Below are 20558 nucleotides of genomic sequence, written 5' to 3' on the forward strand. Positions count from 1 at the left end.
TACGCTCTGGCCATGGCCGCCCCCAACAGTCGGAGAGCTCGCGCGGCGCGCCGGCGAGCCCGCCGGGTCAAGGCGGCGGTCAACGACCTCACCGAAGAGCAGTGGGCCGCGCTGAAGGCGGCATGGAACGGCTGCGCCTATTGCGGCGCGACGGGCAAGCCGCTGCAACGGGACTGCGTCATGGCGATCTCCCGCGGCGGTCGCTACACCGTCGACAATGTGGTGCCCGCGTGCGCGGCCTGCAATGCCAGCAAGTGCAATGACGAGGTGACCAGCTGGATGCGGCGCAAACGCCTGGACGAGCGCGCATTCCTGGAGCGCTACGTCGCGATCAGGACCGCGGGCCTGGGGTAAGAACACGCGAGCGGCCCCGTTTGCACAGCCATGACGGCGTGTCGGCGTGCAAACGCGGCCGCTCGCGGAAGGAAATTCAGGCCGGGGAAACGCCGGCGGAGATGACCCGGACGGCGCTGATGAGGCCGTCGATGAGGTTGCCCTGCTTGAACGACGCGATGGCGGCAGACACCCCCAGCGGGGCGGCGGTCTCGATACCGCGGCCCTTCAGGTCGGCGCCGTAGACCACCTCGACGACATGCTGGTCCGGCGAGACGGCCAGCAGCACGGCGTTGTCCGGGGTCGGCACCCGGCCCAGGATCTCGCGCGCGGTGGCGGCGGTGTCCTCACCCAGGGGCCCCAGGTACACCGCGAAGCGGGCCTTGGCCGCCCGTGCGCCGTACTTCAGCGCGTCATCGAGGACCACGAGGTCCTTGGTGGGGAACGGGTAGTGCACCGACAGTTCGCCCGGCTCGGTGACACCCGAGATCCGGCCGCTGGAGGTCAGCGCGTAGCCGTAGGGCAGCTCGACGTCGGTCTTGGCCGCCACGTCCGTCGTCGCCAGATCACCACTTGCCACTTGCGGAACCTCCCACGTTCACATGCGATCCGTGGCCGCCATGGCCACCGTGGCCATGATCGGCGGGCTCGTCCGACGCCCACAGGATGGGGTCGTGCGTCCACTTCTCGGACAATTTGTAGGTCGCCGGGTGCGGGCCCTTGCGGGACAGGGTCACGACGGCCAGCAGCAGGAACACCACCAGCGGGACCCCGCCGAGCAGGGAATGGGTCAGTGCAATGCTCACGACGCAAACCGTATCGCAGGGCGTTTCACGCCGCGCCCTCACCCAAGTATCTGACCCAGGCCGGGTCGAGTTCCTTCACCGTGGACAGCAGTCGCCAGTGCTGGCCCTTGGGTGGCATCGGGGCCGCCCGCAGCGTCCAGCCCAGCTCGCTGAGCAAATGGTCGGCCTTGCGGTGGTTGCACGACGAGCAGGCCGCGACGCAGTTCTCCCAGGAGTGCTCGCCGCCGCGGCTGCGCGGGATGACGTGGTCGACGGTGTCGGCCTTCTGCCCGCAGTAGGCGCAGCGGAAGCGGTCCCGGTGCATCAGCGCGGCCCGGGTCATCGGGATACGCGCCCGGTAGGGCACCCGCACGAAGGTGCGCAGCCGGATCACCGAGGGCACCACGATGGTCCGGGTCGCGGAGTGGATGACCGGCCCGGACGGGTCGTCGTGCACGACGTCGGCCTTGCCGCACATCAGCATGATCACCGCGCGCCGCATCGGCAGCGCCGTCAACGGTTCATAGGTGGAGTTCAGCAGCAACACCCGGCGCCGGCCCCAGACCGGGGCGGGGTGAACGGCCGGCGGGACGTCGGCGAACTGCGGTGAGTGGGCAGCGACAGGAGTGACCGCGGCCGTGGGGTACCGGTAGCCCGCTCGTCGAGCAGGGCTTTTCTTGCGCTGCGACATTCGTCCTCCGCTGCACAGTCCACCATGGATCGGCGGCGATCGCACGGTAATTTGGCGGGTGTTCGCTGGTCAGTCCGATGAACATCGGGTGACGGATCGCTTAGCCCGGCTATCGGCAGCACACCTCGGCTGATCCTGGACAATGGTCACCGTGACTCAACCGGAGCGCTCGTTCTACGACGAAATCGGCGGCCACGACACCTTCGACAAGATCGTGTCGCGGTTCTACGAGCTGGTGCGCGAGGACGAGATCCTGCTCCCGCTGTACCCCGAGGACGATATCGACGGGGCCGAGGAACGCCTGCGGATGTTCCTGGAGCAGTACTGGGGCGGGCCGCGCACCTACTCCGACCAACGCGGGCATCCGCGGCTGCGGATGCGGCATGCGCCGTTCCGGATCGGCTTCCTGGAGCGTGACGCCTGGCTGCGCTGCATGCACACGGCGGTGGCGTCGATCGACGCGCAGACGCTGGACGACGCGCACCGCCAGATGCTGCTGAACTACCTGACCATGGCCGCCGACTCGATGGTCAACTCGGCGTTCTGATGATCCGTCACTTCGCTCGCCGGGAATGGTGGGCCGACGCCGTCTTCTATCAGCTCTACCCCCGGTCGTTCCGCGACAGCAATGGCGACGGCGTGGGCGACCTGGACGGCGTCACCGAGCGGCTGGACTACCTGTCCGCGCTCGGGGTGAACGCCCTGTGGCTCAACCCCGTGATGGTCTCCCCCATGGCCGACCACGGTTATGACGTCGCCGACCCCCGCGATATCGACCCGCTGTTCGGTGACCTGACCGCGCTGGACCGGCTGCTGGCCGCGGCGCACGCCCGCGGCATCCGGGTGACCATGGATCTGGTGCCCAACCACGTCAGCTCCGCGCACCCCTGGTTCCTCGAGGCGCTGGCCGATCCGTCGCGGCGGGATCGGTTCATCTTCCGCGACGGCATCGGTGACGCGCCGCCCAACAATTGGGTGTCGGTGTTCGGCGGCCCGGCCTGGACCCGGGTGCCCGACGGACAGTGGTACCTGCACCTGTTCGACAGCGCCCAGCCCGACCTCAACTGGGAGCACCCCGAGGTCTTCGAGGACGTGGAGAAGACGCTGCGGTTCTGGCTGGACCGCGGCGTCGACGGATTCCGCATCGACGTGGCGCACGGGATGGCCAAGCCGCCCGGGCTGCCGGACATGTCGCTGACCGACAACGCGCTGCTGCGCAACAAAGAGGACGATCCGCGCTTCGACAACGAGAGCGTGCACGAGATCCACCGCTTCATCCGGCGGGTGCTCGACGACTACCCCGAGTCGGTGGCCGTCGGGGAGGTGTGGGTGCACGGCAACGAGCGGTTCGCCAGATACCTGCGGCCCGACGAACTGCACCTCGGCTTCAATTTCCGGTTGGTGCAAGCCGATTTCGATGCCGCCGAGGTGCGGGCGGCGATCGACAACGCGATGTCCGCGGCCGATCTCGCCGGTGCCGTGCCGACCTGGACGCTGTCCAACCACGATGTGGAGCGCGAGGTCACCCGCTACGGCGGTGGCGCGCGGGGGCTGGCCCGGGCCCGGGCGATGGCGCTGGTGATGCTGGCGCTGCCCGGCGCGGTGTTCGTCTACAACGGTGAGGAGCTCGGCCTGCCGCAGGTGGACCTGCCCGACGAGGTGCTCCAGGATCCGGTGTGGGAACGCTCCGGGCGCACCGAGCGCGGCCGTGACGGGTGCCGGGTGCCGCTGCCGTGGTCCGGTGACGCGCCGCCGTTCGGGTTCTCGGCCAACCCGGACACCTGGCTGCCGATGCCCGCGGACTGGGCCGGTTTGACGGTGCAGCGCCAGGACGCCGATCCGTCGTCGACGCTGAACTTCTACCGTCGTGCCATCGAATTACGTTCGCGGCGACCGGAGTTCGACGGCGGCGTGCACTGGGTGCGCGACGGCGCGTTCACTCGCGACGGCGGGTTGCGCTGTGTGCTCAACACCGGTGCGGCGCCGGTGACCTTGCCGGCCGGTGAGGTGTTGCTGGCCAGCGGACCGCTGACCGGTGGCCTGCTGCCGCCCGACACGGCCGCCTGGCTGGTGTGATTTGTGGAGCCGCACCCGTAATGATTACGGGTGCGACTCCACAAATCGCTGATCAGCGCAAGACGAGCGCGGGGTCGCCGATGCGGCGGTACACCGAGCCGAACCGGGCGTCGATCCGCAGCCAAGCCGGGTGCACCCGCACCCGCACGATCTCCTCGGCACTGACCTCACCGCCGGTCGGCGGCAGGAAACCCATTGCGGTCAAGGCGAAGACGCAACGCATCGGAATGCCCACGGCGGTGGCCCCGGAACTGACGGCCAGCACCTCCTGGTCCAGCAGGGACGCCGGCGGCCCGTGCGCGCTGCCGTGCTCCTTGGCCAACTCGGCGCCGCGGTCGGCCAGGTCCAGCACGGCGCGGGCCGGTACGTCGTCGAGGTGCGCGAACCCGCTGTCCGGCGGCAGCGCCCCCCGCCAGGCCGAGTCCATCGCGAAGCCCGGCTCGACGAAGCCGGCGGCATCCATCGCGGGTAACGCGGCCACCAGGTGATCGGCGCCCACGCACAGGTCGGCAGGATTCACCCGGCCGCTCACCACCCGGCTGGCCAGCACATCGAAACCCGTTGACACCCAGGCGACGAGGTGGTCGTCGGCCCGTTGCCGCAGCCGGATCACCGCGGCCTCGTCGAGGCGCAGGGTGCGTTCGGCGAAGGTGCCCAGGTCGTCGCGGTGTGCCGGGCCGTCCAGCCAGACGCCACGCTCTGCGGCGGTCACGCCGTTGGCCGCAGGTAGCGCTCGAGGTATTCGCGATGATGCGGCGCCAGGCGCACCAGCTTCTGCTCTTCGATGCTGAAGGCCGCCAGCTGGGTCTCGGCGATGACGGCCGGTTTGGAGTCCGGGTCGGCGTGCACTGAGCGCACCTCGTAGCCGAGGGTGAAGTCCACCGCCCGCAGCCGGTTCACCCAGATGGTCACCTGCAGAGGCGAATCCGTCAGGCGCACTTGGCCTTTGTAGGACACCTTGACCTCGGCGATGAGCAACCCCGTGCTGTGGACGTCACCGGCGAACGGCTCACTGAGGAACGGGACGCGGGCCTCCTCCAGGATGGTGACCATGGTGGCGTGATTGACGTGCTGGTACATGTCGATATCCGACCAGCGCACCGGCACCGGCGTGACGAACCCGTTAGCCACTGGTTCCCGTTCCACTCGTGCGCGTCATGCTCCGGATCTGGCGTGCGGCCACCGACAGGGTGGCCAGGTCCCGCTCCCCTTCGGCGTAGATCTCGTCGAGGGTGCGGCGCGCCCGGGCCACCCGGGAGGTGTTGGTGACCTCCCACTCCTCGATCTTCTGCTCGCCGGTCTCGTCCGGTTCACCGACGGCCATCACGTCGAAGCACAGGGCGCGCAGCGACCCGTAGATGTCATCGCGAATGGCCAACCGCGCCAACGAATGCCAGCGGTCGTCGCGGGGTAGCCGGGAGATCGCGGTGAGCAGCCCGTCGGCACCGAGACGGTCCATCAATGCGAAGTAGGTGTCGGCCACCTCGGCGGCGTCGCGCTCCAGGATGTCGCTGATGTCGATGACGTCGAGCAGGCTGAACTGGTAGAGGCCGGTGGCCACCATGTAGGCCAGGTGCTCCGGCACGCCCTGCGCGATGAACTCGCCGGCGTCCTTCTCCACGATGGCCTTGTCGTCACCGCGCAGCCACTCCGACATCCGCGGGGTCAGGGTGGCCACCTTCTCGGCGAAGCGGTTGATCTCCGCACCGACGGCCAGCGGCTGCGGGCGGTAGTTCAGCAGCCAGCGACCGGCCCGGTCGATGAGCCGGCGCAGATCCAGTGTCATCCGGTCGGTCACCGTGACCGGCACCCCGGCATCGCCGGCGGCGCGGATCGCGTGCCACACCTCGCCGACCTTGAAGATCGCGTCGGTGGCGACGTAGCTGCGCACCGCGTCGACGGGGCCGACGCCGACGTCCTCACTGATCCGGTAGGCGTAGGTGATGCCGCTGGTGTCGACGAGGTCGTTGACCAGCATGGTGGTCACGATCTCCCGGCGCAGCTGGTGATTGCGGATGTCGGCACCGAACCGGTCCCGCAGCTGGGCCGGGAAGTAGGACGGCAGCCGGGAGGCGAACACCTCCTGGTCGGGCAGGTCGCTGGCCAGCAGCTGATCCTTGAGCGCCAGCTTCACATGCGCCATCAGGGTGGCCAATTCCGGTGAGGTCAAACCCAATCCGAGCTCGGCGCGGCGGTGGATCTCCTTCTCGTTGGGCAGCGCCTCCAGCTCACGGTTGAGCTCGCGCTCGTCGACCAGCTCCTTGATCTGCCGGGCGTGCACCGACAGCAGGCTCGGTGCGTTCGCCCGGCTCGTTCCCATCAGGTCGTTCTGGTCCTTGTTGTCGGCCAGCACCAGCCGGCCCACCTCGTCGGTCATCGACATCAGCAGCTCGGTGCGCTCGTCGGCGCTGACCTTGCCCGTGGTGACCAGCGAGTCGACCAGGATCTTGATGTTCACCTCATGGTCGGAGCAGTCCACCCCGGCCGAGTTGTCCATGGCGTCGGTGTTGATCCGGCCGCCACCCAGGTCGAATTCGATGCGGCCGCGCTGCGTCACGCCGAGGTTGCCGCCTTCACCGACCACTTTGACCCGCAACTGGTTTCCGTTGACGCGCACCGCGTCGTTGGCACGGTCGCCCACCGCGGCGTCGGATTCGGTCTCGGCCTTCACATAGGTGCCGATGCCGCCGTTCCAGAACAGGTCGACCGGTGCCAGCAGCACCGCCTTCATCAGGGCGGGCGGCGTCATCTCGGTGACGTCGTCGGCCAGACCGAGCACGGCGCGCACCTGCGGGCTGATCGCGATGGACTTCTGCTCACGGCTGTAGACGCCGCCGCCTTCGCTGATCAACGAGCGGTCGTAGTCGTCCCAACTGGACCGCGGCAGCGCGAACATCCGCTCGCGCTCCGCCCACGAGGTGGCCGGATCGGGGTTGGGGTCCAGGAAGATGTGCCGGTGGTCGAAGGCGGCGACCAGCCGAATGTGCTTGGACAGCAACATCCCGTTGCCGAACACGTCGCCGCTCATATCGCCGACGCCGACCACGGTGAAATCCTGGGTCTGGGTGTCGACACCCAGTTCGCGGAAGTGCCGCTTGACCGATTCCCAGGCGCCCTTGGCGGTGATGCCCATCGCCTTGTGGTCATAACCCACCGAGCCGCCGGAGGCGAACGCATCGCCCAGCCAGAACCCGTAGGACTTGGCGACGTCGTTGGCGATATCGGAGAACGTCGCGGTGCCCTTGTCGGCGGCGACCACCAGGTAGGCGTCGTCACCGTCGCGGCGCACCACACCCGTTGGGGTGATGACGTTTCCGGTCGACTTCTCGACGTTGTCGGTGAGGTCGAGCAGGCCGGAGATGAACAGCCGGTAGCAGGCCACCCCCTCGGCGCGCTGGGCGTCCCGGTCGGTGGCGGCGTCACCGGTGGGCACGGGCGGCTGCTTGACGACGAATCCGCCCTTGGCGCCGACGGGCACGATGACGGCGTTCTTCACGGCCTGCGCCTTGACCAGGCCCAGGATCTCGGTCCGGAAGTCCTCCCGGCGATCCGACCACCGCAGGCCGCCGCGGGCGACGAAACCGAACCGCAGGTGCACGCCCTCGACCCGGGGCGAGTAGACGAAGATCTCGAACCGCGGGCGCGGCAACGGAAGTTCGGAGATCAGACCCGGATTGAGCTTGAAGGACACCACGTCCTGGGCGCGCGCCGAGTTCGGGTCGGTGACGAAGTAGTTGGTCCGCAGGGTGGCCTGCACCAGGCTGGCGAACGCCCGCAGCACCCGGTCGGTGTCCAGGCTGGTCAACGCGTCGATATCGGCGGCGACGGCGGCGGCCGCGGCCTGGGCGTCGCGCGGCGGCTCGGCCGCCGGATCGAAGAGAGCTTCGAACAGTTCCACCAGGGAACGCGCGGTGCCGGCGTTGTCGTTGAGCACCGTCTCGATATGGGACTGGCTGTACGGGAATCCGGCCTGGCGCAGGTATTTCGCGTAGCCACGCAGGATGGTGACCTGCTGCCAGGTCAGGCCGGCACGCAACACCAGCTCGTTGAACCGGTCGATCTCGGCCCGGCCCTGCCAGATGGCGGTGACGGCGTCGGCGAACAGCGTCGCGGTGGTGTCGGGATCCTCGTCGACCGGGATGGACCGGTGCGGGGACACCTTGAACTGGTAGATCCACACCGGCAGGCCGTCGGCGCGGGTGACGGTGAAGGGCCGCTCTTCGAGCACCACCACGCCCATGCTCTGCAGCATGGGCAGCAGCTCCGACAGTGAGGCCGAACGGCCGCCCAGGTACCACGTCAGCTTGGCGACCCGGTCCTCACCGGTCCCTTCGGCGAACACCAGCTTCACCGAATTGTCTTGCAGCTCTTCGATGATCGCAATATCGGCGATGGCTTCGGCGGGCGTGAACGCCTGCTTGTACACCTCCGGGAACGCCGCGGCGTAGTGCTCGGCCAGACCCTGGCCGATCGCGCCGGACTTCACCGATCCGATCAGCCGGTCCGCCCAGGTCCGGGAGGCCTCGGTGAGCAGCTGCTGAATCCGGGTTTCGTTCTGCGGCGAGGTGTCGATATCGGCGCGTCGCCCACCCTCGGGCATTTTGACCGTGAAATGCACCACCGCCCAGGGTGATTCGCTGACCCGGGCGGCGTACTCGATGCTGACACCGCCGAGTTCGCGGACCAGGATGTCCTGGATGGCCAGCCGCACCGCGGTGGTGTAGCGGTCCCGCGGGAGGTACACCAGCGCGGACACGAAGTGCCCCAGCTGGTCGGCCCGCAGGAACAGCAGCGCACGCCGCAGCGAACCGAGGTCGACCACTGCCCGGGCGGTGTCCAGCAGTTCCCCACTGGTCAGCGCGAACAATTCCGAGCGCGGGATGGTCTGGATGATGTCGAGCATCAGCTGGGCGGGATGGCTGGGATCGCTCTGGGTGCGGGCCAGCACCTCGTCGACGCGGCGGGCGATCAGCGGAATCTCCAGCACGTTGGCGTTCATCGCGGCCACCGTGAACAACCCGACGAACCGGTGCTCGACGGCCTGGCTGGACACCACCCCGCCCGGGGTCTCCCGGATGACCACCATGTACGGGTAGGCGCCGTAGCGCAGGAAGCTGGGCATGGTGGCCTGCGCCAGCACCACCAGGTCGCCGGGTGCGGTCAGCTCGGGGAAGACGTCGGTGCGCGAGCGCAGCACGCCGAGCCGGCTGGCCGGGTCGACGGTGGCCGCGCCGCCCTGCACGGCGCAGCGCTGATAGCCCAGCAGCACGAAATGCCCGTCGGCCAGCCAACGCAGCAGTGATGCGACGTCGCGGCGGTCGGGTCCGGCGAAATGGCCGGCGTGGTCGGCGTCGAGCGCGTTGGCCAGGCCGACGAGGGTGGCGTTGAGTGCCGAGGAGTCGGCGGCGACCTGCCGGGCGTCGGCGAGGACGCTCGGCAGCAGCCGGGCCGCCTCGTCGACCGCGGCGGGGTCGGCGGTCGGCGCGAGCCGGACGTGGATCCACGTCTCGTCGATGCCGTCGGCCGGCGCGTCGGGACCGGCGGACGGGGCGACGTCGAGCAGCTCCCCACCGGGTCCGCGGTGCACCCGCAGCACCGGATTCATGATCGACACGTAGTTGACGCCGAGCCGGTGCAGCATCACCGTGACCGAGTCCATCATCATCGGGCTGGGGTCGGTGACCACCTGCAGCGCCGGCGCGAACCCGGGTGAGGTCTCGCCCGGCGCCTGGGACGGGTACACCGCCACCAGAGTCTCCCCCGGCGCCCGGCGTCGGCCCAGTGCGACGTGGGCGGCCAGCAACTCCGGCGACATCACCTTGCCGGTGATCGCCCGATCCACCGGCACGGTGACGGCGACGTCACTGGACGGCGCGTCGCCGTGCGGGCCGTGATGGGTGGCCAGATACGCCGCCGCCAGGCGCCCCACGGCGTCCTCGCTGAGACGCAACTGCTGTGGGGCTGCCGGATTCACCGTCATGCCGAAGGCTCCTCACTCACACCGGCGTGCCACCCTCGTTGGCGGCGCGCACGAGCGACACTAGTCTCCCCGACCGGCCCGGTAGCCCGTGCCCGCCGGATCAGTCGCGGGTGAGCCTGCGGTGCGTGACGCGGTGCGGCCGCGCCGCGTCGGCTCCCAGCCGCTGGACCTTGTTCTCCTCGTACGCGCCGAAGTTGCCTTCGAACCAGAACCACTTGGCCTCGTTGTCGTCGTCACCCTCCCACGCCAGGATGTGCGTGCAGGTGCGGTCCAGGAACCACCGGTCGTGAGAGATGACCACGGCGCAGCCCGGGAACTGCTCGAGGGCGTTCTCCAGCGAGCTCAGCGTTTCGACGTCGAGGTCGTTGGTCGGCTCGTCGAGCAGGATCAGGTTGCCGCCCTCCTTGAGGGTGAGCGCCAGGTTGAGCCGGTTGCGCTCGCCACCGGACAGCACGCCCGCCGGCTTCTGCTGGTCGGGGCCCTTGAACCCGAACGCCGACACGTAGGCGCGGGACGGGATCTCGTTCTGGCCGACCTCGATGTAGTCGAGGCCGTCGGAAACGACCTGCCACACCGTCTTCTTCGGGTCGATGCCGGCGCGGGTCTGGTCGACGTAGCTGAGCTTGACCGTCTCGCCGATCTTGACGGTGCCGCTGTCCGGCGCCTCCAGCCCGACGATGGTCTTGAACAGGGTGGTCTTACCGACACCGTTGGGGCCGATCACGCCGACGATGCCGTTACGCGGCAGGGTGAAGGACAGGTCCTTGATCAGGGTGCGCCCCTCGAAGCCCTTGTCCAGGTGTTCGACCTCGACCACCAGGTTGCCCAGTCGCGGTGGGGTCGGGATCTGGATTTCCTCGAAGTCGAGCTTGCGGGTCTTCTCCGCCTCGGCGGCCATCTCCTCGTAGCGGCCGAGCCGGGCCTTGTTCTTGGCCTGCCGGGCCTTGGCGCCGGAACGGACCCAGGCCAGCTCTTCCTTCAGCCGCTTCTGCAACTTCTGGTCCTTCTTGCCCTGCACCTCCAGGCGTTCGGCCTTCTTCTCCAGGTAGGTGGAGTAGTTGCCCTCGTACGGGTAGGCGCGGCCGCGGTCGAGTTCGAGGATCCACTCGGCCACGTTGTCCAGGAAGTACCGGTCGTGGGTGACGGCCAGGATGGCGCCCTTGTAGGCGGCCAGGTGCTGTTCGAGCCACAGCACGCTCTCGGCGTCGAGGTGGTTGGTGGGCTCGTCGAGCAGCAGCAGGTCGGGCTTGGACAGCAGCAGTTTGCACAGCGCGACGCGACGCTTCTCACCGCCGGAGAGGTGGGTGACCGGCTCGTCCGGCGGCGGGCAGCGCAGCGCATCCATGGCCTGCTCCAGCTGGGAGTCGATATCCCACGCGTCGGCGGCGTCCAGTTCCTCCTGCAGCTGGCCCATCTCTTCCATGAGCTCATCGGTGTAGTCGGTGGCCATCAGCTCGGCCACCTCGTTGTACCGGTTGAGCTTGGCCTTGACGGCGACGCCTTCTTCGACGTTCTCCCGGACGGTCTTGGTCTCGTCGAGATGCGGCTCCTGCATGAGGATGCCGACCGTCGCGCCCGGCGCCAGGAAGGCGTCGCCGTTGTTGGGCTGGTCGATACCGGCCATGATCTTCAGAACGCTCGACTTACCGGCCCCGTTGGGACCGACGACGCCGATCTTCGCGCCCGGAAGGAAGTTCAAGGTGACGTCGTCGAGGATGACCTTGTCGCCGTGCGCCTTGCGGACCTTCCGCATCGTGTAGATGAATTCGGCCATTGCCGTCGTCTTGCCTTTCGTCCGGCTGCGGGTCTCGATGAAACTCGCAGACCATCCTAGGCAAGAGCGAAAATCGCGGTTACGCCGAGATCGGCAGCTCCCCCGGCTGCTCGACGCCCTCGTCGGCGGCTTCGGTGCCGTCACCACCATCCGGGCCGGCCTGCTCGGCCTGCTCGGCGGCCCGCCGCGCGGGGTCGATCCTGACCCGGCACCGGGTCAGGTCCGGGCCGACCGCGGTGGCGCGCACCTCGATGGTGGACCGGCGGTTGCCCTCCTTGTCCTCGTATTCATTGGTGTAGATGTGTCCGACGACGACCACCGGATCACCCTTGAACAGCACGCCGGCCACACCGTCGGCGACCCGGCCCCAGCAGTTGACGGTGAGGTAGAGCGAGTTGCCGGGCTCCCAGGTGCCCTCCGGGGTGCGCCGGCGGGAGTTGCTGGCCACCCGGAACCGGATGAACTCCTGGTCGCCGACGCGGCGCGGCACCACATCGGTGATGACGGTGCCGACCACGGAAAACGGTGTCTCGAACATGGCATTTCCTTTCAGTCATTTCCTCGGTGCCCGCACCGGACGCTCGCGCTGCGGGCCTGTGCACCCATTGACCCGCCCGGCACCGACAGACACCGCGTCACGAGGCCGGGGCACCCCGCCACCTGTGGATCAATCGGGCACTGTGGATAACCGGGCTCTAGGGTTTGGCCCATGACCGTGTGGATCAGCCGACGCCCCGATGCCGATATCGACGCCGACCTGGCCGCCAGCCGTGCGGCCGGCGGGACACTGGCCGGGCTGCGACTGGCCGTCAAGGACAACGTCGACGCGGCCGGCCTGCCCACCACCGCGGCCTGCCCACAGTTCGGCTACCGGCCCGCGGCGGACGCCCCGGCGGTCGCGGCGCTGCGCGCGGCGGGTGCCGTCGTGGTCGGCAAGACGAACCTGGACCAGTTCGCCACCGGGCTGGTCGGGACGCGCTCGCCGTACGGCGCGGTATCGGACACCCGCAGGCCCGACTACATCAGTGGCGGTTCGAGCTCGGGCTCCGCGGCCGCGGTGGCCTCGGGGCAGGCCGATATCGCGATCGGCACCGACACCGCGGGGTCCGGCCGGGTGCCGGCGGGCCTGCAGGGCATCGTCGGGATCAAACCGACGCTCGGTGTGGTGAGCACCGTCGGTGTCGTGCCGGCCTGCGAATCCTATGACTGTGTCACGATTTTCGCCGGGGACCTGGAGCTGGCGAATACCGCGATGGCGGCGATGGCCGCGGCCGGGGACCGGCCGTGGCCCGCCGACACCCGGCTGGCGGCACCGCCGAATCCCGTTGTGGCCGTGCCATCATCGCTTCCTGCGCTCGACGACACCTGGCAGGCCGCGTTCGCGGCCGCGGTGCAGACCTTGGAGCAGGCCGGCGCCCGCATCGTCCACGTCGACATCGACCCGTTCCTGGCCGCGGCCCGGCTGCTCTACGACGGTGCGCTGGTGGCCGAAAGATACGCCGCGGTGGGCGAGTTCATCGACGGCCACCCGGACGCGGACCTCGATCCGACGGTCCGCCACATCATCACCAAGGCCCGCGACATCCCGGCGCACCTCCTGGTCACCGACCGCCGTGAGGTGGCCCGGCTGCGCACGGTGGCGCTGCGGTCGCTGGACGGGGTCGACGCGTTGTTGGTGCCGACCGCGCCGCTCCATCCCAGCCTGGAGCAGGTGGCCGCCGACCCGATCGGGGTGAACTCGGCGATGGGCACCTACACCAATTTCTGCAATCTGTTCGACATGTGCGGCGTCGCGGTGCCCGCCGGAACCGCGGGGGACGCACAGTTCGGTGTCACGGTGCTGGCCCGCGCGTTCGACGACGCCGTCGCGGTGGATATCGCCGCGATGGCCACGGGTGTCGAAGCGCCGCAGCAGGTTTGGCCGTTGTCGGTCGCCGACCACACCGAGCTGGTGGTGTTCGGCGCGCACCTGCGCGGTGGCGCCTTGGTGTCGCAGCTGACGGATCTGGGCGCCCGCTGGGACGGCGAGCTGACGACGGCGCCGCGGTACCGGATGACGGTGCTGCCGACCACGCCGGCCAAACCCGCCGTCACCCGCGTCGCCGAGGGTGACGAGGGCGCGGCGCTGCTGGGCCACCGCTGGCTGCTGTCCCCCGCGGCGCTGGGCCGGTTCCTGGCCGCGCTGCCGGCGCCGATGCAGCTGGGCAAGGTCGAGTTCGCCGACGGCAGTTGGCGCACCGCGTTCGCCGCCGACGCCTCGGCGGCGACCGGGCCCGATATCAGCTCCTATGGCAGTTGGCCAGCGGCCATCGCGGCCGGAGCGATCTGACACGGCCATCGCGGCCGGAGCGGTGTAGCGGACTCAGAACCAGTCGGGCCGGGCTTCGACGGTCACGCGGTCCAGCGATGCCAGCAGATCGAACTGCGGACCCACCTTGGGCAGCTCGTAGGTGAAGAAATACTGTGCCGCGGCACGCTTCCCATCGTAGAAACTCCCCTGGTTGTCGCTCACCACGAGCAGCTGCTCCAACCACAGCCAGGCCACCACGACGTGACCGACCGCTTCCAGGTACACCGACGCGTTGGCGAGGGTGGTGGCGAGCTCATCGGCCGACCAGAGGATCGCGGTGACCTCCTGGAGGCGTTGGACGGCCCGCCGGAGTGCGCCGGCCTGCGTGGCGGCGTAGTCGGTGGCCGCGGCCCTGTCGATGGTCTCGCCGATGCGTGCGACGAGCAGGGCCAGGCCCGCCCCGTCCTGCATGACGACCTTTCGGCCCAGCAGGTCCAGGCCGTGGATGCCGTGGGTGCCTTCGTGAATGGCGTTCAGGCGGTTGTCCCGGTAGTACTGCTCGACGTCGAATTCCGTTGTGTAGCCATAGCCACCATGAACCTGGATCGCCAGGCTGTTGGCCTCCAGGCACCACTGCGACGGCCAACTCTTGGCGATGGGGGTCAGGACCTCCAGAAGCAGATGCGCGCTGTCACGCTCGCCGTCGGCGCCGGTGCGGGCTTCGTCGACCAGGTTCGCGCAGTACAGTCCCAGCGCCAACCCGCCTTCCACATAAGACTTCTGCGCCAGCAGCATTCGCTTGACATCGGCGTGCTCGATCAGTGGCACCGGTCGCACGGACGCATCCTTGTTCCCGACCGGGCGGCCCTGGGTGCGCTGCTTGGCGTACTCCAGTGATGCCAGATATCCGGCGTAACCGGTTGCGCTGGCCTGCAATCCGACCGCCATCCGGGCCTCGTTCATCATGTGGAACATGTACGCCAGACCCTTGTGCTCCTCGCCGACCAAGTAACCGACGGCCCCCTCGCCGCCGGCCACCGGGTGGGTTCCGTCGCCGAAGTTCAGCAGCGCATTCGTCGTCGCGTGGTTGCCCATCTTGTGGTTCAGGCTCACCAGCGCCACGTCGTTGCGGGTGCCGTCCGGAAGGAACTTCGGCACGATGAACAGGGAGATGCCTTTGACACCCGGACCACCGCCAGGCGCCTTCGCGAGCACGAGATGCACGATGTTCTCGGTCAACTCGTGGTCCCCACCGGTGATCCACATCTTGGTGCCCGTCACCCGGTAGGTGCCGTCGGGTGTGCGGACCGCTCTGGTGGTGATGTCGGCGAGGGAGGATCCGGCTTCGGGTTCCGACAGGCACATCGTGCCGAAGTAGCGACCCTCCAGCATGGGGCGCACCCAGGTGTCGATCTGCTCCTGGGAACCGTACTCGGCCAGCAGGTTGGCGTTGCCCATCGTCAGGAAGGCATAGGCCGTGGTGCTCGGGTTGGCCGCACGCGCAAAGGCCAACGCCGCCTGCGACACCACCGTCGGCAACTGCATCCCACCGATCGCCTCGTCGAACGGACCCGCCATCAACCCCGCGGCACTGAACGCATCCAGCGCTTCCTTGATCTCGTCGATCAGCACGACCGAACCGTCGGACCGCACCACGGGCTGGGTCTGGTCGCCCTTCTTGTTGTGTGGTGCAAAGAGTTTGGCGGCGATGTCGGCCGAAAGGTCGAGCACGGCGTCGAACGTGTCCCTGGAGTGTTCGGCGAAATGATCACGCTTGGTCAGCGCGGTGACATCCAGCCACTCGTGGAGCAGGAAGTCGATATCGCGCCGTGAGAGAAAGTCGGCCATGGTCGCGCCTTTCGGGTCGACAGAAATTAGCGATCGCTCATTTGATGAGCGCTCGCTAATATTGCGCCCTCGGTGCCGCCGGTGTCAATTGTGTGTAAGATCACCTATCGTCATGGCCATCGACCGATCTTCGGATTCAGCTGCGGCAGAACGCATGCGGCGGGCTGCCATCGAAGCGTTCGCCGAGTCGGGATACGGCGGCAGCTCTACCCGCCAGATCGCCAAACGCCTCAACATGAGCGCGACGGCCATGTACCCGCACTACCGGTCGAAAGAGGAGTTGCTCTTCGCGATCGCACTGGAGGGCCACAGCAGCCTGCTGGCCGCCCTCAAACAGGCGGATCCGTCGACCCCGGCCTTCGGCGAGCGACTCCGCGCGGTCGTCGCCGCCTTCGCGCGCTGGCACGCGGAGAATCACAAGCAGGCCCGCGTCGTCCAGTACGAATTACACGGCCTGACCGCCGCCCACTACCGCAAGATCGCGCCACTGCGGCACGAAGCGACCGCGGTGCTGACCGAGATCATCGCCGGCGGCATCCGCGCCGGCGAATTCGGCGTCGACAGTGTCGACGAGATCGTGATGGCGATCTCGTCGCTGTGCGTGGACGTGTGCCGCTGGTTCCCGTCCAAGAAACACCACGACGCGGTCAAGCTCGGCGAACTCTACGCGGATATCGCCGAGCGACTCGTGCGCTGAGCCGGCGCCCGACTACATCACGCATCGCATCAATCCTCTCCGTGCATCACGCCGTTGACAGCAGATGCACAGCTCAGTCCTGTGACTCAGCTATCGATTAGATAAGCTTCGTGATATAGATACGGTGTGGAATCGCCCCGGTCCGACGACCATGCACGGGAGTGCATCGGCCAGTTGCTCGACGATGCCACGGACCTGACCGCGCGATTTCTCTCGGATCGCGCCGAACTGAGCGCCTCGGCGGCCTACGCCATGCACCGGGTGTCCCGGGAGGGACCGATCCGGCTGACCGTGCTGGCCGCCAAGGAAGGCGTGAGCCAGCCGTCGATGACACAACTGATGCAACGCCTGGAACGGGCCGACCTGGTGGCACGCGTTCCCGATCCGGACGACGGTCGCGCGTGCCTGATCGCCATCACCGAGCAGGGGCAGGCGCTGCTGGACAATCGCCGGCGCACGCGCCGCGAGCGCCTGCAGCAGTTCCTGGCGAGCCTGTCACCGGAAGAGGAACGCGCGCTGGCGCTGGCCGCCAGCGTCGCGGGCCCCATCCTGACCCGGCTGACCGCCGACGACCCGGCAACAAGTCCGGACCACGCCGGATCCGGCTGACACGGTGCCGTCGACACGACTGATTGAACGGTGAAAGAGGTTGGGGTGAAAAAAGTTCCATTCGGTCGCGCGCTGAAGAAGGCGTGGATCCCGGTGGTCCTGATCATCGTGCTGGCGGTCTCGGGCCTGGTGGTCTCGCGGTTGCACAAGATGTTCGGGTCTCAGGACCTGAACGCCAACGCCGGCGCGGGTATCGAAATCGTCCAGTTCAACCCGAAGGTGCTGGTGTACGAGGTGTACGGGCCACCGGGAAGCTCGGCCGAGATCAGCTATTTCGACCCGGACGCCAACGTGCACTCGGTGAGTGCGCCGCTGCCCTGGTCGGTCACCCTGTCCACCACGCTGCCGACGGTCAGCGCCAACCTGATGGCGCGCAGCGACAGCGAATCGAGCGGCGATGCGATCGGTTGCCGCGTCACCGTCAACGGCATCGTCCGTGAGGAGCAGAGCGCCGATGGTGTCAACGCCCAGACCTACTGCTTGGTGAAGTCCGCATGACCACGACCACAACCGAATCCACCGGCACGCCGAAACGGCCCGCCTTCCCCCGCCTGATCCGCATCCTTGCCTGGCCGATCGTGCTGGCCTGGATCGTGATCGCCGTCGTGGTGAACGTGATCGCACCCCAGCTCGAGGTGGTCGGCGAGTTGCACGCCGCACCGATGGCTCCCGAGGACGCGCCATCCATGCAGGCGATGAAGCTGATGGGTGGCAACTTCAAGGAGTTCAACTCCAACAGCACCATCATGGTCGTCGTCGAAGGCCAGCAGCCGCTGGGACCTGATGCGCACAAGTACTACGACGAGATCATCCACAAGTTGTCGCAGGATCCCGAACACATCCAGCACATCCAGGACTTCTGGGGTGACACGCTGACGGCGGCCGGCGCCCAAAGTGCCGACGGCAAGGCGTCTTACGTGATGATCAATCTTGCCGGCGAGCAGGGCATGACGCTGGCCAACGAGGGCGTCGACGCGGTCCGCAAGGTCATCGAGGAGACCAAGGCCCCACCCGGAGTCCAGGCGTACGTCGCCGGCCCGGCCGCCCTGACCGACGACCTGCACGTCATCGGCAACGCGAGCCTGGCCGAGATCACGCTGATCACCCTCGTCGCGATCGCTGCCATGCTGCTGGTGGTCTACCGCTCGATCAGGACCACGCTGATCCAGCTGTTCCTGACCTTCCTGGCCCTGCTCACCGCGCGTGGTGTGGTGTCGGTGTTGGCCACCCACAACGTGTTCGGGCTGACCACCTTCGCGGGCAACATCCTGACCATGCTGGCGATCGCCGCGGCCACCGACTACGGCATCTTCATCTTCGGCCGGTACCGCGAGGACCGTGGCCTGGGCCTGGACCGCGACGACTCCTACTACGCCACCTTCAAATCCGTGGCGCCGGTGATCGTCGGTTCCGGGCTGACCATCGCGGGAGCGACGTACTGCCTGAGCTTCTGTCGCCTGCCGTACTTCTCCACCATGGGCGCCCCGGTGGCGATCGGCATGGTGGTGGTGGTCGTGATCGCGGCGACGCTGGGTCCCGCGGTGCTCTACCTCGGCAGCCGCGTCGGGCTGTACGAGTCCAAACGACCGCCACAGAGCACGTTCTGGCGCAAGATCGGTACCGCCGTGGTGCGTTGGCCCGCACCGATTTTCGTCGCCAGCCTGTTCGTGGTGCTGATCGGCATCGTGGCCATCCCGGGCTACAAGCCGGCGTACAACGACCAGTACTACCTACCCAAGGACGCCCCGGTGAACATCGGCTTCGCGGCCGCCGACCGGCACTTCTCGCAAGCCAGGATGAACCCGGACATCCTGATGGTCGAGTCCGACCACGATATGCGCAATCCCGCGGACATGCTGGTGCTGAACAAGATTTCCAGCAACGTGATGCACTCCGAAGGCATCGCGATGGTGCAGAACATCACCCGGCCGCTGGGAATCCCCATCCAGCACAGCTCGATTCCGTTCCAGACCAGCATCTCGGGGCAGACCAGTAACCTGAACCTGCCGTTCCAGCGCAAGCAGCTGGAAGACCAGCTGAGGATGATCGACGCGACCAACGTCTCGATCGACATCCTGAAGAAGCAGTACGCACTGTCGGTCGAGCAGACCCAGCTCACCCAGGCCTCGGCCGCCAAATCCGAGGAACTGCTCAAGGTCACCGAGCAGGTACGCGACAACATCGCCAATTTCGACGACCAGTTCCGGCCGCTGCGGAACTACTTCTACTGGGAACCGCACTGCTTCGACATCCCGATGTGCGCCGCTGCCCGGTCGGTGTTCGACGCCCTCGACGGGATCGACGAACTGACCGACAAGACGGGCGAGGTTCAGGTCAACACCGACAAACTGGCCGACCTCGCGCCGAAGCTGACGGCTCTGCTTCCCCAGACGATCGCGTCGATGGAGACCAGCCGGGACCTGTCGCTGGCGTCGTACAACTCGCAGAAGGCACTGATCGACCAGATGCAGGCGATGAACGACACCGCGCTGTCCATGGGCGCGGCCTTCGACGGCGCCAAGAACGACGACCTGTTCTACCTGCCACCGGAGGCCTTCCAGAACCCCGATTTCGAACGCGGTCTGAAGATGTTCCTGTCACCGGACGGGAAGTCGGCGCGCATGTTCATCACCCACCAGACCGATCCCGCCACGGTGGAGGGCATCGCCCGGGTGGATTCCGAGCGTAAGGCCGCCCAAGATGCCCTGAAGATGTCGTCGCTGTCGGACGCCAAGATCTATCTCGGCGGGGTCGCGGCGACCTACAAGGACATGGCCGACGGGGCACGCTATGACCTGATGATCGCCGTGGTGTCGTCGCTGACGCTGATTTTCATGATCATGCTCATCCTCACCCGCAGTGCGGTGGCCGCACTCGTGATCGTCGGCACCGCCGGCAGCTCCATCGCCGCGTCGTTCGGCATCTCGGTGCTGCTGTGGCAGGACCTGTTCGGCATCCAGGTGCAATGGCTGGTCATGCTGATGTCGGTGATCATCCTGTTGGCGGTCGGCTCGGACTACAACCTGCTGCTGGTCTCCCGGTTCAAAGACGAGATCCACGCCGGACTCAAGACGGGCATCATCCGGTCGATGGCCGGTACCGGTGGCGTGGTCACGTCGGCGGGTCTGGTGTTCGCGGCCACCATGGCCGGGATGATGGCCAGCAAGCTGATCGTGCTGGCCCAGATGGGCTCGACCATCGCGATCGGCCTGCTGATCGACACGTTCATCGTGCGGTCACTGCTGATGCCGTCCATCGCCACCATGCTGGGCCGCTGGTTCTGGTGGCCCCAGGTGGTCTATCCGCGCGGTGACTACCAGTTCGTGCCGTACGTGCCGAAGCGGCGCTCCAGTGAGGCCGACACCGAGACGCTGCCCGCGCAGGGCTGATGCACGAGGTCGCGGCGGGTCTGACCGGGGTGTCGGACCCGCCGCTTGCCTGTTGAGCGATGATCGATGGCGTGGGTTATGACAGT

The 20558-nt window shown here is 67.8% G+C and carries 17 protein-coding genes; 8 read left to right on the forward strand and 9 right to left on the reverse strand.

Going from position 1 to position 20558, the window contains the following annotated elements; all coding sequences use genetic code 11:
- Positions 1 to 12: 12 nt before the first annotated feature.
- On the forward strand, positions 13 to 354 hold the full coding sequence (locus tag BN977_RS03850) for an HNH endonuclease (protein ID WP_024452316.1): 342 nt from the start codon (positions 13 to 15) through the stop codon (positions 352 to 354).
- Positions 355 to 430: 76 nt separating this feature from the next.
- Here BN977_RS03850 and BN977_RS03855 read toward each other — a convergent pair whose 3' ends face one another.
- Genes BN977_RS03855 through BN977_RS03865 form a run of 3 tightly spaced genes read right to left on the reverse strand, consistent with a single transcriptional unit; the run spans position 431 to position 1809 of the window.
- Positions 431 to 913, reverse strand: coding sequence for a DUF5130 domain-containing protein (locus tag BN977_RS03855; RefSeq protein ID WP_024452317.1), 483 nt, complete (start codon positions 911 to 913; stop codon positions 431 to 433).
- On the reverse strand, positions 900 to 1139 hold the full coding sequence (gene ctaJ / locus BN977_RS03860; RefSeq protein ID WP_024452318.1) for an aa3-type cytochrome oxidase subunit CtaJ: 240 nt from the start codon (positions 1137 to 1139) through the stop codon (positions 900 to 902). Before ctaJ ends, BN977_RS03855 begins: the two co-directional genes overlap by 14 nt.
- A gap of 25 nt (positions 1140 to 1164) precedes the next feature.
- Positions 1165 to 1809: an HNH endonuclease gene (locus BN977_RS03865; RefSeq protein ID WP_024452319.1), complete on the reverse strand. Its 645-nt coding sequence runs from the start codon at positions 1807 to 1809 to the stop codon at positions 1165 to 1167.
- Positions 1810 to 1951: 142 nt separating this feature from the next.
- On the opposite strand from BN977_RS03865, the gene BN977_RS03870 reads away from it, so the two are divergent.
- Both BN977_RS03870 and BN977_RS03875 read left to right on the forward strand, forming a co-directional pair.
- Complete coding sequence (locus BN977_RS03870) at positions 1952 to 2356, forward strand: globin (protein WP_036396414.1); 405 nt, start codon at positions 1952 to 1954, stop codon at positions 2354 to 2356.
- Positions 2356 to 3885 (forward strand): glycoside hydrolase family 13 protein, encoded by a 1530-nt coding sequence (locus BN977_RS03875; RefSeq protein WP_036396415.1) that lies wholly within the window; start codon positions 2356 to 2358, stop codon positions 3883 to 3885. The genes BN977_RS03870 and BN977_RS03875 overlap by 1 nt, the downstream gene beginning before the upstream one ends.
- A gap of 52 nt (positions 3886 to 3937) precedes the next feature.
- Here BN977_RS03875 and BN977_RS03880 read toward each other — a convergent pair whose 3' ends face one another.
- From BN977_RS03880 to BN977_RS03900, 5 genes are all read right to left on the reverse strand, one after another.
- On the reverse strand, positions 3938 to 4597 hold the full coding sequence (locus tag BN977_RS03880) for a DUF8010 domain-containing protein (RefSeq protein WP_024452322.1): 660 nt from the start codon (positions 4595 to 4597) through the stop codon (positions 3938 to 3940).
- Positions 4594 to 5016 carry an acyl-CoA thioesterase gene (locus BN977_RS03885; RefSeq protein ID WP_024452323.1) on the reverse strand — a complete coding sequence of 141 codons (423 nt, stop codon included), beginning with the start codon at positions 5014 to 5016 and terminating at the stop codon, positions 4594 to 4596. Before BN977_RS03885 ends, BN977_RS03880 begins: the two co-directional genes overlap by 4 nt.
- Complete coding sequence (locus BN977_RS03890; RefSeq protein WP_036396416.1) at positions 5009 to 9865, reverse strand: NAD-glutamate dehydrogenase; 4857 nt, start codon at positions 9863 to 9865, stop codon at positions 5009 to 5011. Before BN977_RS03890 ends, BN977_RS03885 begins: the two co-directional genes overlap by 8 nt.
- Positions 9866 to 9965: 100 nt before the next feature.
- The gene (ettA, locus tag BN977_RS03895) at positions 9966 to 11639 is read right to left on the reverse strand and encodes an energy-dependent translational throttle protein EttA (protein WP_024452325.1); all 1674 of its coding nucleotides are present in this window, start codon (positions 11637 to 11639) and stop codon (positions 9966 to 9968) included.
- Between the two features lie 79 nt (positions 11640 to 11718).
- Positions 11719 to 12177, reverse strand: a complete 459-nt coding sequence (locus BN977_RS03900) for a single-stranded DNA-binding protein (protein ID WP_036396418.1) — start codon at positions 12175 to 12177, stop codon at positions 11719 to 11721.
- A 171-nt stretch (positions 12178 to 12348) separates the two neighbouring features.
- On the opposite strand from BN977_RS03900, the gene atzF reads away from it, so the two are divergent.
- On the forward strand, positions 12349 to 13968 hold the full coding sequence (gene atzF, locus BN977_RS03905; protein ID WP_036396420.1) for an allophanate hydrolase: 1620 nt from the start codon (positions 12349 to 12351) through the stop codon (positions 13966 to 13968).
- Positions 13969 to 14001: 33 nt separating this feature from the next.
- Here atzF and BN977_RS03910 read toward each other — a convergent pair whose 3' ends face one another.
- Positions 14002 to 15777 carry an acyl-CoA dehydrogenase gene (locus BN977_RS03910; RefSeq protein ID WP_036396422.1) on the reverse strand — a complete coding sequence of 592 codons (1776 nt, stop codon included), beginning with the start codon at positions 15775 to 15777 and terminating at the stop codon, positions 14002 to 14004.
- 112 nt (positions 15778 to 15889) lie between these two features.
- Here BN977_RS03910 and BN977_RS03915 point away from each other — a divergent pair, with 112 nt between their 5' ends.
- The 4 genes from BN977_RS03915 (at position 15890) to BN977_RS03930 (ending at position 20472) form a co-directional block, all read left to right on the forward strand.
- Positions 15890 to 16474: a TetR/AcrR family transcriptional regulator gene (locus BN977_RS03915; RefSeq protein WP_036396423.1), complete on the forward strand. Its 585-nt coding sequence runs from the start codon at positions 15890 to 15892 to the stop codon at positions 16472 to 16474.
- A gap of 126 nt (positions 16475 to 16600) precedes the next feature.
- On the forward strand, positions 16601 to 17083 hold the full coding sequence (locus BN977_RS03920) for a MarR family winged helix-turn-helix transcriptional regulator (protein WP_036396424.1): 483 nt from the start codon (positions 16601 to 16603) through the stop codon (positions 17081 to 17083).
- A 45-nt stretch (positions 17084 to 17128) separates the two neighbouring features.
- Positions 17129 to 17581, forward strand: coding sequence for an MmpS family transport accessory protein (locus BN977_RS03925; RefSeq protein ID WP_024452331.1), 453 nt, complete (start codon positions 17129 to 17131; stop codon positions 17579 to 17581).
- Entirely contained in the window at positions 17578 to 20472 is a 2895-nt protein-coding gene (locus BN977_RS03930; protein WP_036396426.1) for an MMPL/RND family transporter, read from the forward strand. Before BN977_RS03925 ends, BN977_RS03930 begins: the two co-directional genes overlap by 4 nt.
- Positions 20473 to 20558: the final 86 nt, after the last annotated feature.

It is taken from the genome of Mycolicibacterium cosmeticum (genome assembly GCF_000613185.1).
Taxonomy (GTDB): Bacteria; Actinomycetota; Actinomycetes; order Mycobacteriales; family Mycobacteriaceae; genus Mycobacterium; species Mycobacterium cosmeticum.

Excerpts from the sequence above, each read along its gene's own strand:
- BN977_RS03850 (WP_024452316.1), top strand. The coding sequence starts at position 13 with ATGGCCGCCCCCAACAGTCGGAGAGCTCGCGCGGCGCGCCGGCGAGCC.
- BN977_RS03865 (WP_024452319.1), bottom strand. The coding sequence starts at position 1,809 with ATGTCGCAGCGCAAGAAAAGCCCTGCTCGACGAGCGGGCTACCGGTAC.
- BN977_RS03870 (WP_036396414.1), top strand. The coding sequence starts at position 1,952 with ATGGTCACCGTGACTCAACCGGAGCGCTCGTTCTACGACGAAATCGGC.
- BN977_RS03875 (WP_036396415.1), top strand. The coding sequence starts at position 2,356 with ATGATCCGTCACTTCGCTCGCCGGGAATGGTGGGCCGACGCCGTCTTC.
- BN977_RS03890 (WP_036396416.1), bottom strand. The coding sequence starts at position 9,865 with ATGACGGTGAATCCGGCAGCCCCACAGCAGTTGCGTCTCAGCGAGGAC.
- ettA (WP_024452325.1), bottom strand. The coding sequence starts at position 11,639 with ATGGCCGAATTCATCTACACGATGCGGAAGGTCCGCAAGGCGCACGGC.
- BN977_RS03900 (WP_036396418.1), bottom strand. The coding sequence starts at position 12,177 with ATGTTCGAGACACCGTTTTCCGTGGTCGGCACCGTCATCACCGATGTG.
- atzF (WP_036396420.1), top strand. The coding sequence starts at position 12,349 with ATGACCGTGTGGATCAGCCGACGCCCCGATGCCGATATCGACGCCGAC.
- BN977_RS03910 (WP_036396422.1), bottom strand. The coding sequence starts at position 15,777 with ATGGCCGACTTTCTCTCACGGCGCGATATCGACTTCCTGCTCCACGAG.
- BN977_RS03915 (WP_036396423.1), top strand. The coding sequence starts at position 15,890 with ATGGCCATCGACCGATCTTCGGATTCAGCTGCGGCAGAACGCATGCGG.
- BN977_RS03930 (WP_036396426.1), top strand. The coding sequence starts at position 17,578 with ATGACCACGACCACAACCGAATCCACCGGCACGCCGAAACGGCCCGCC.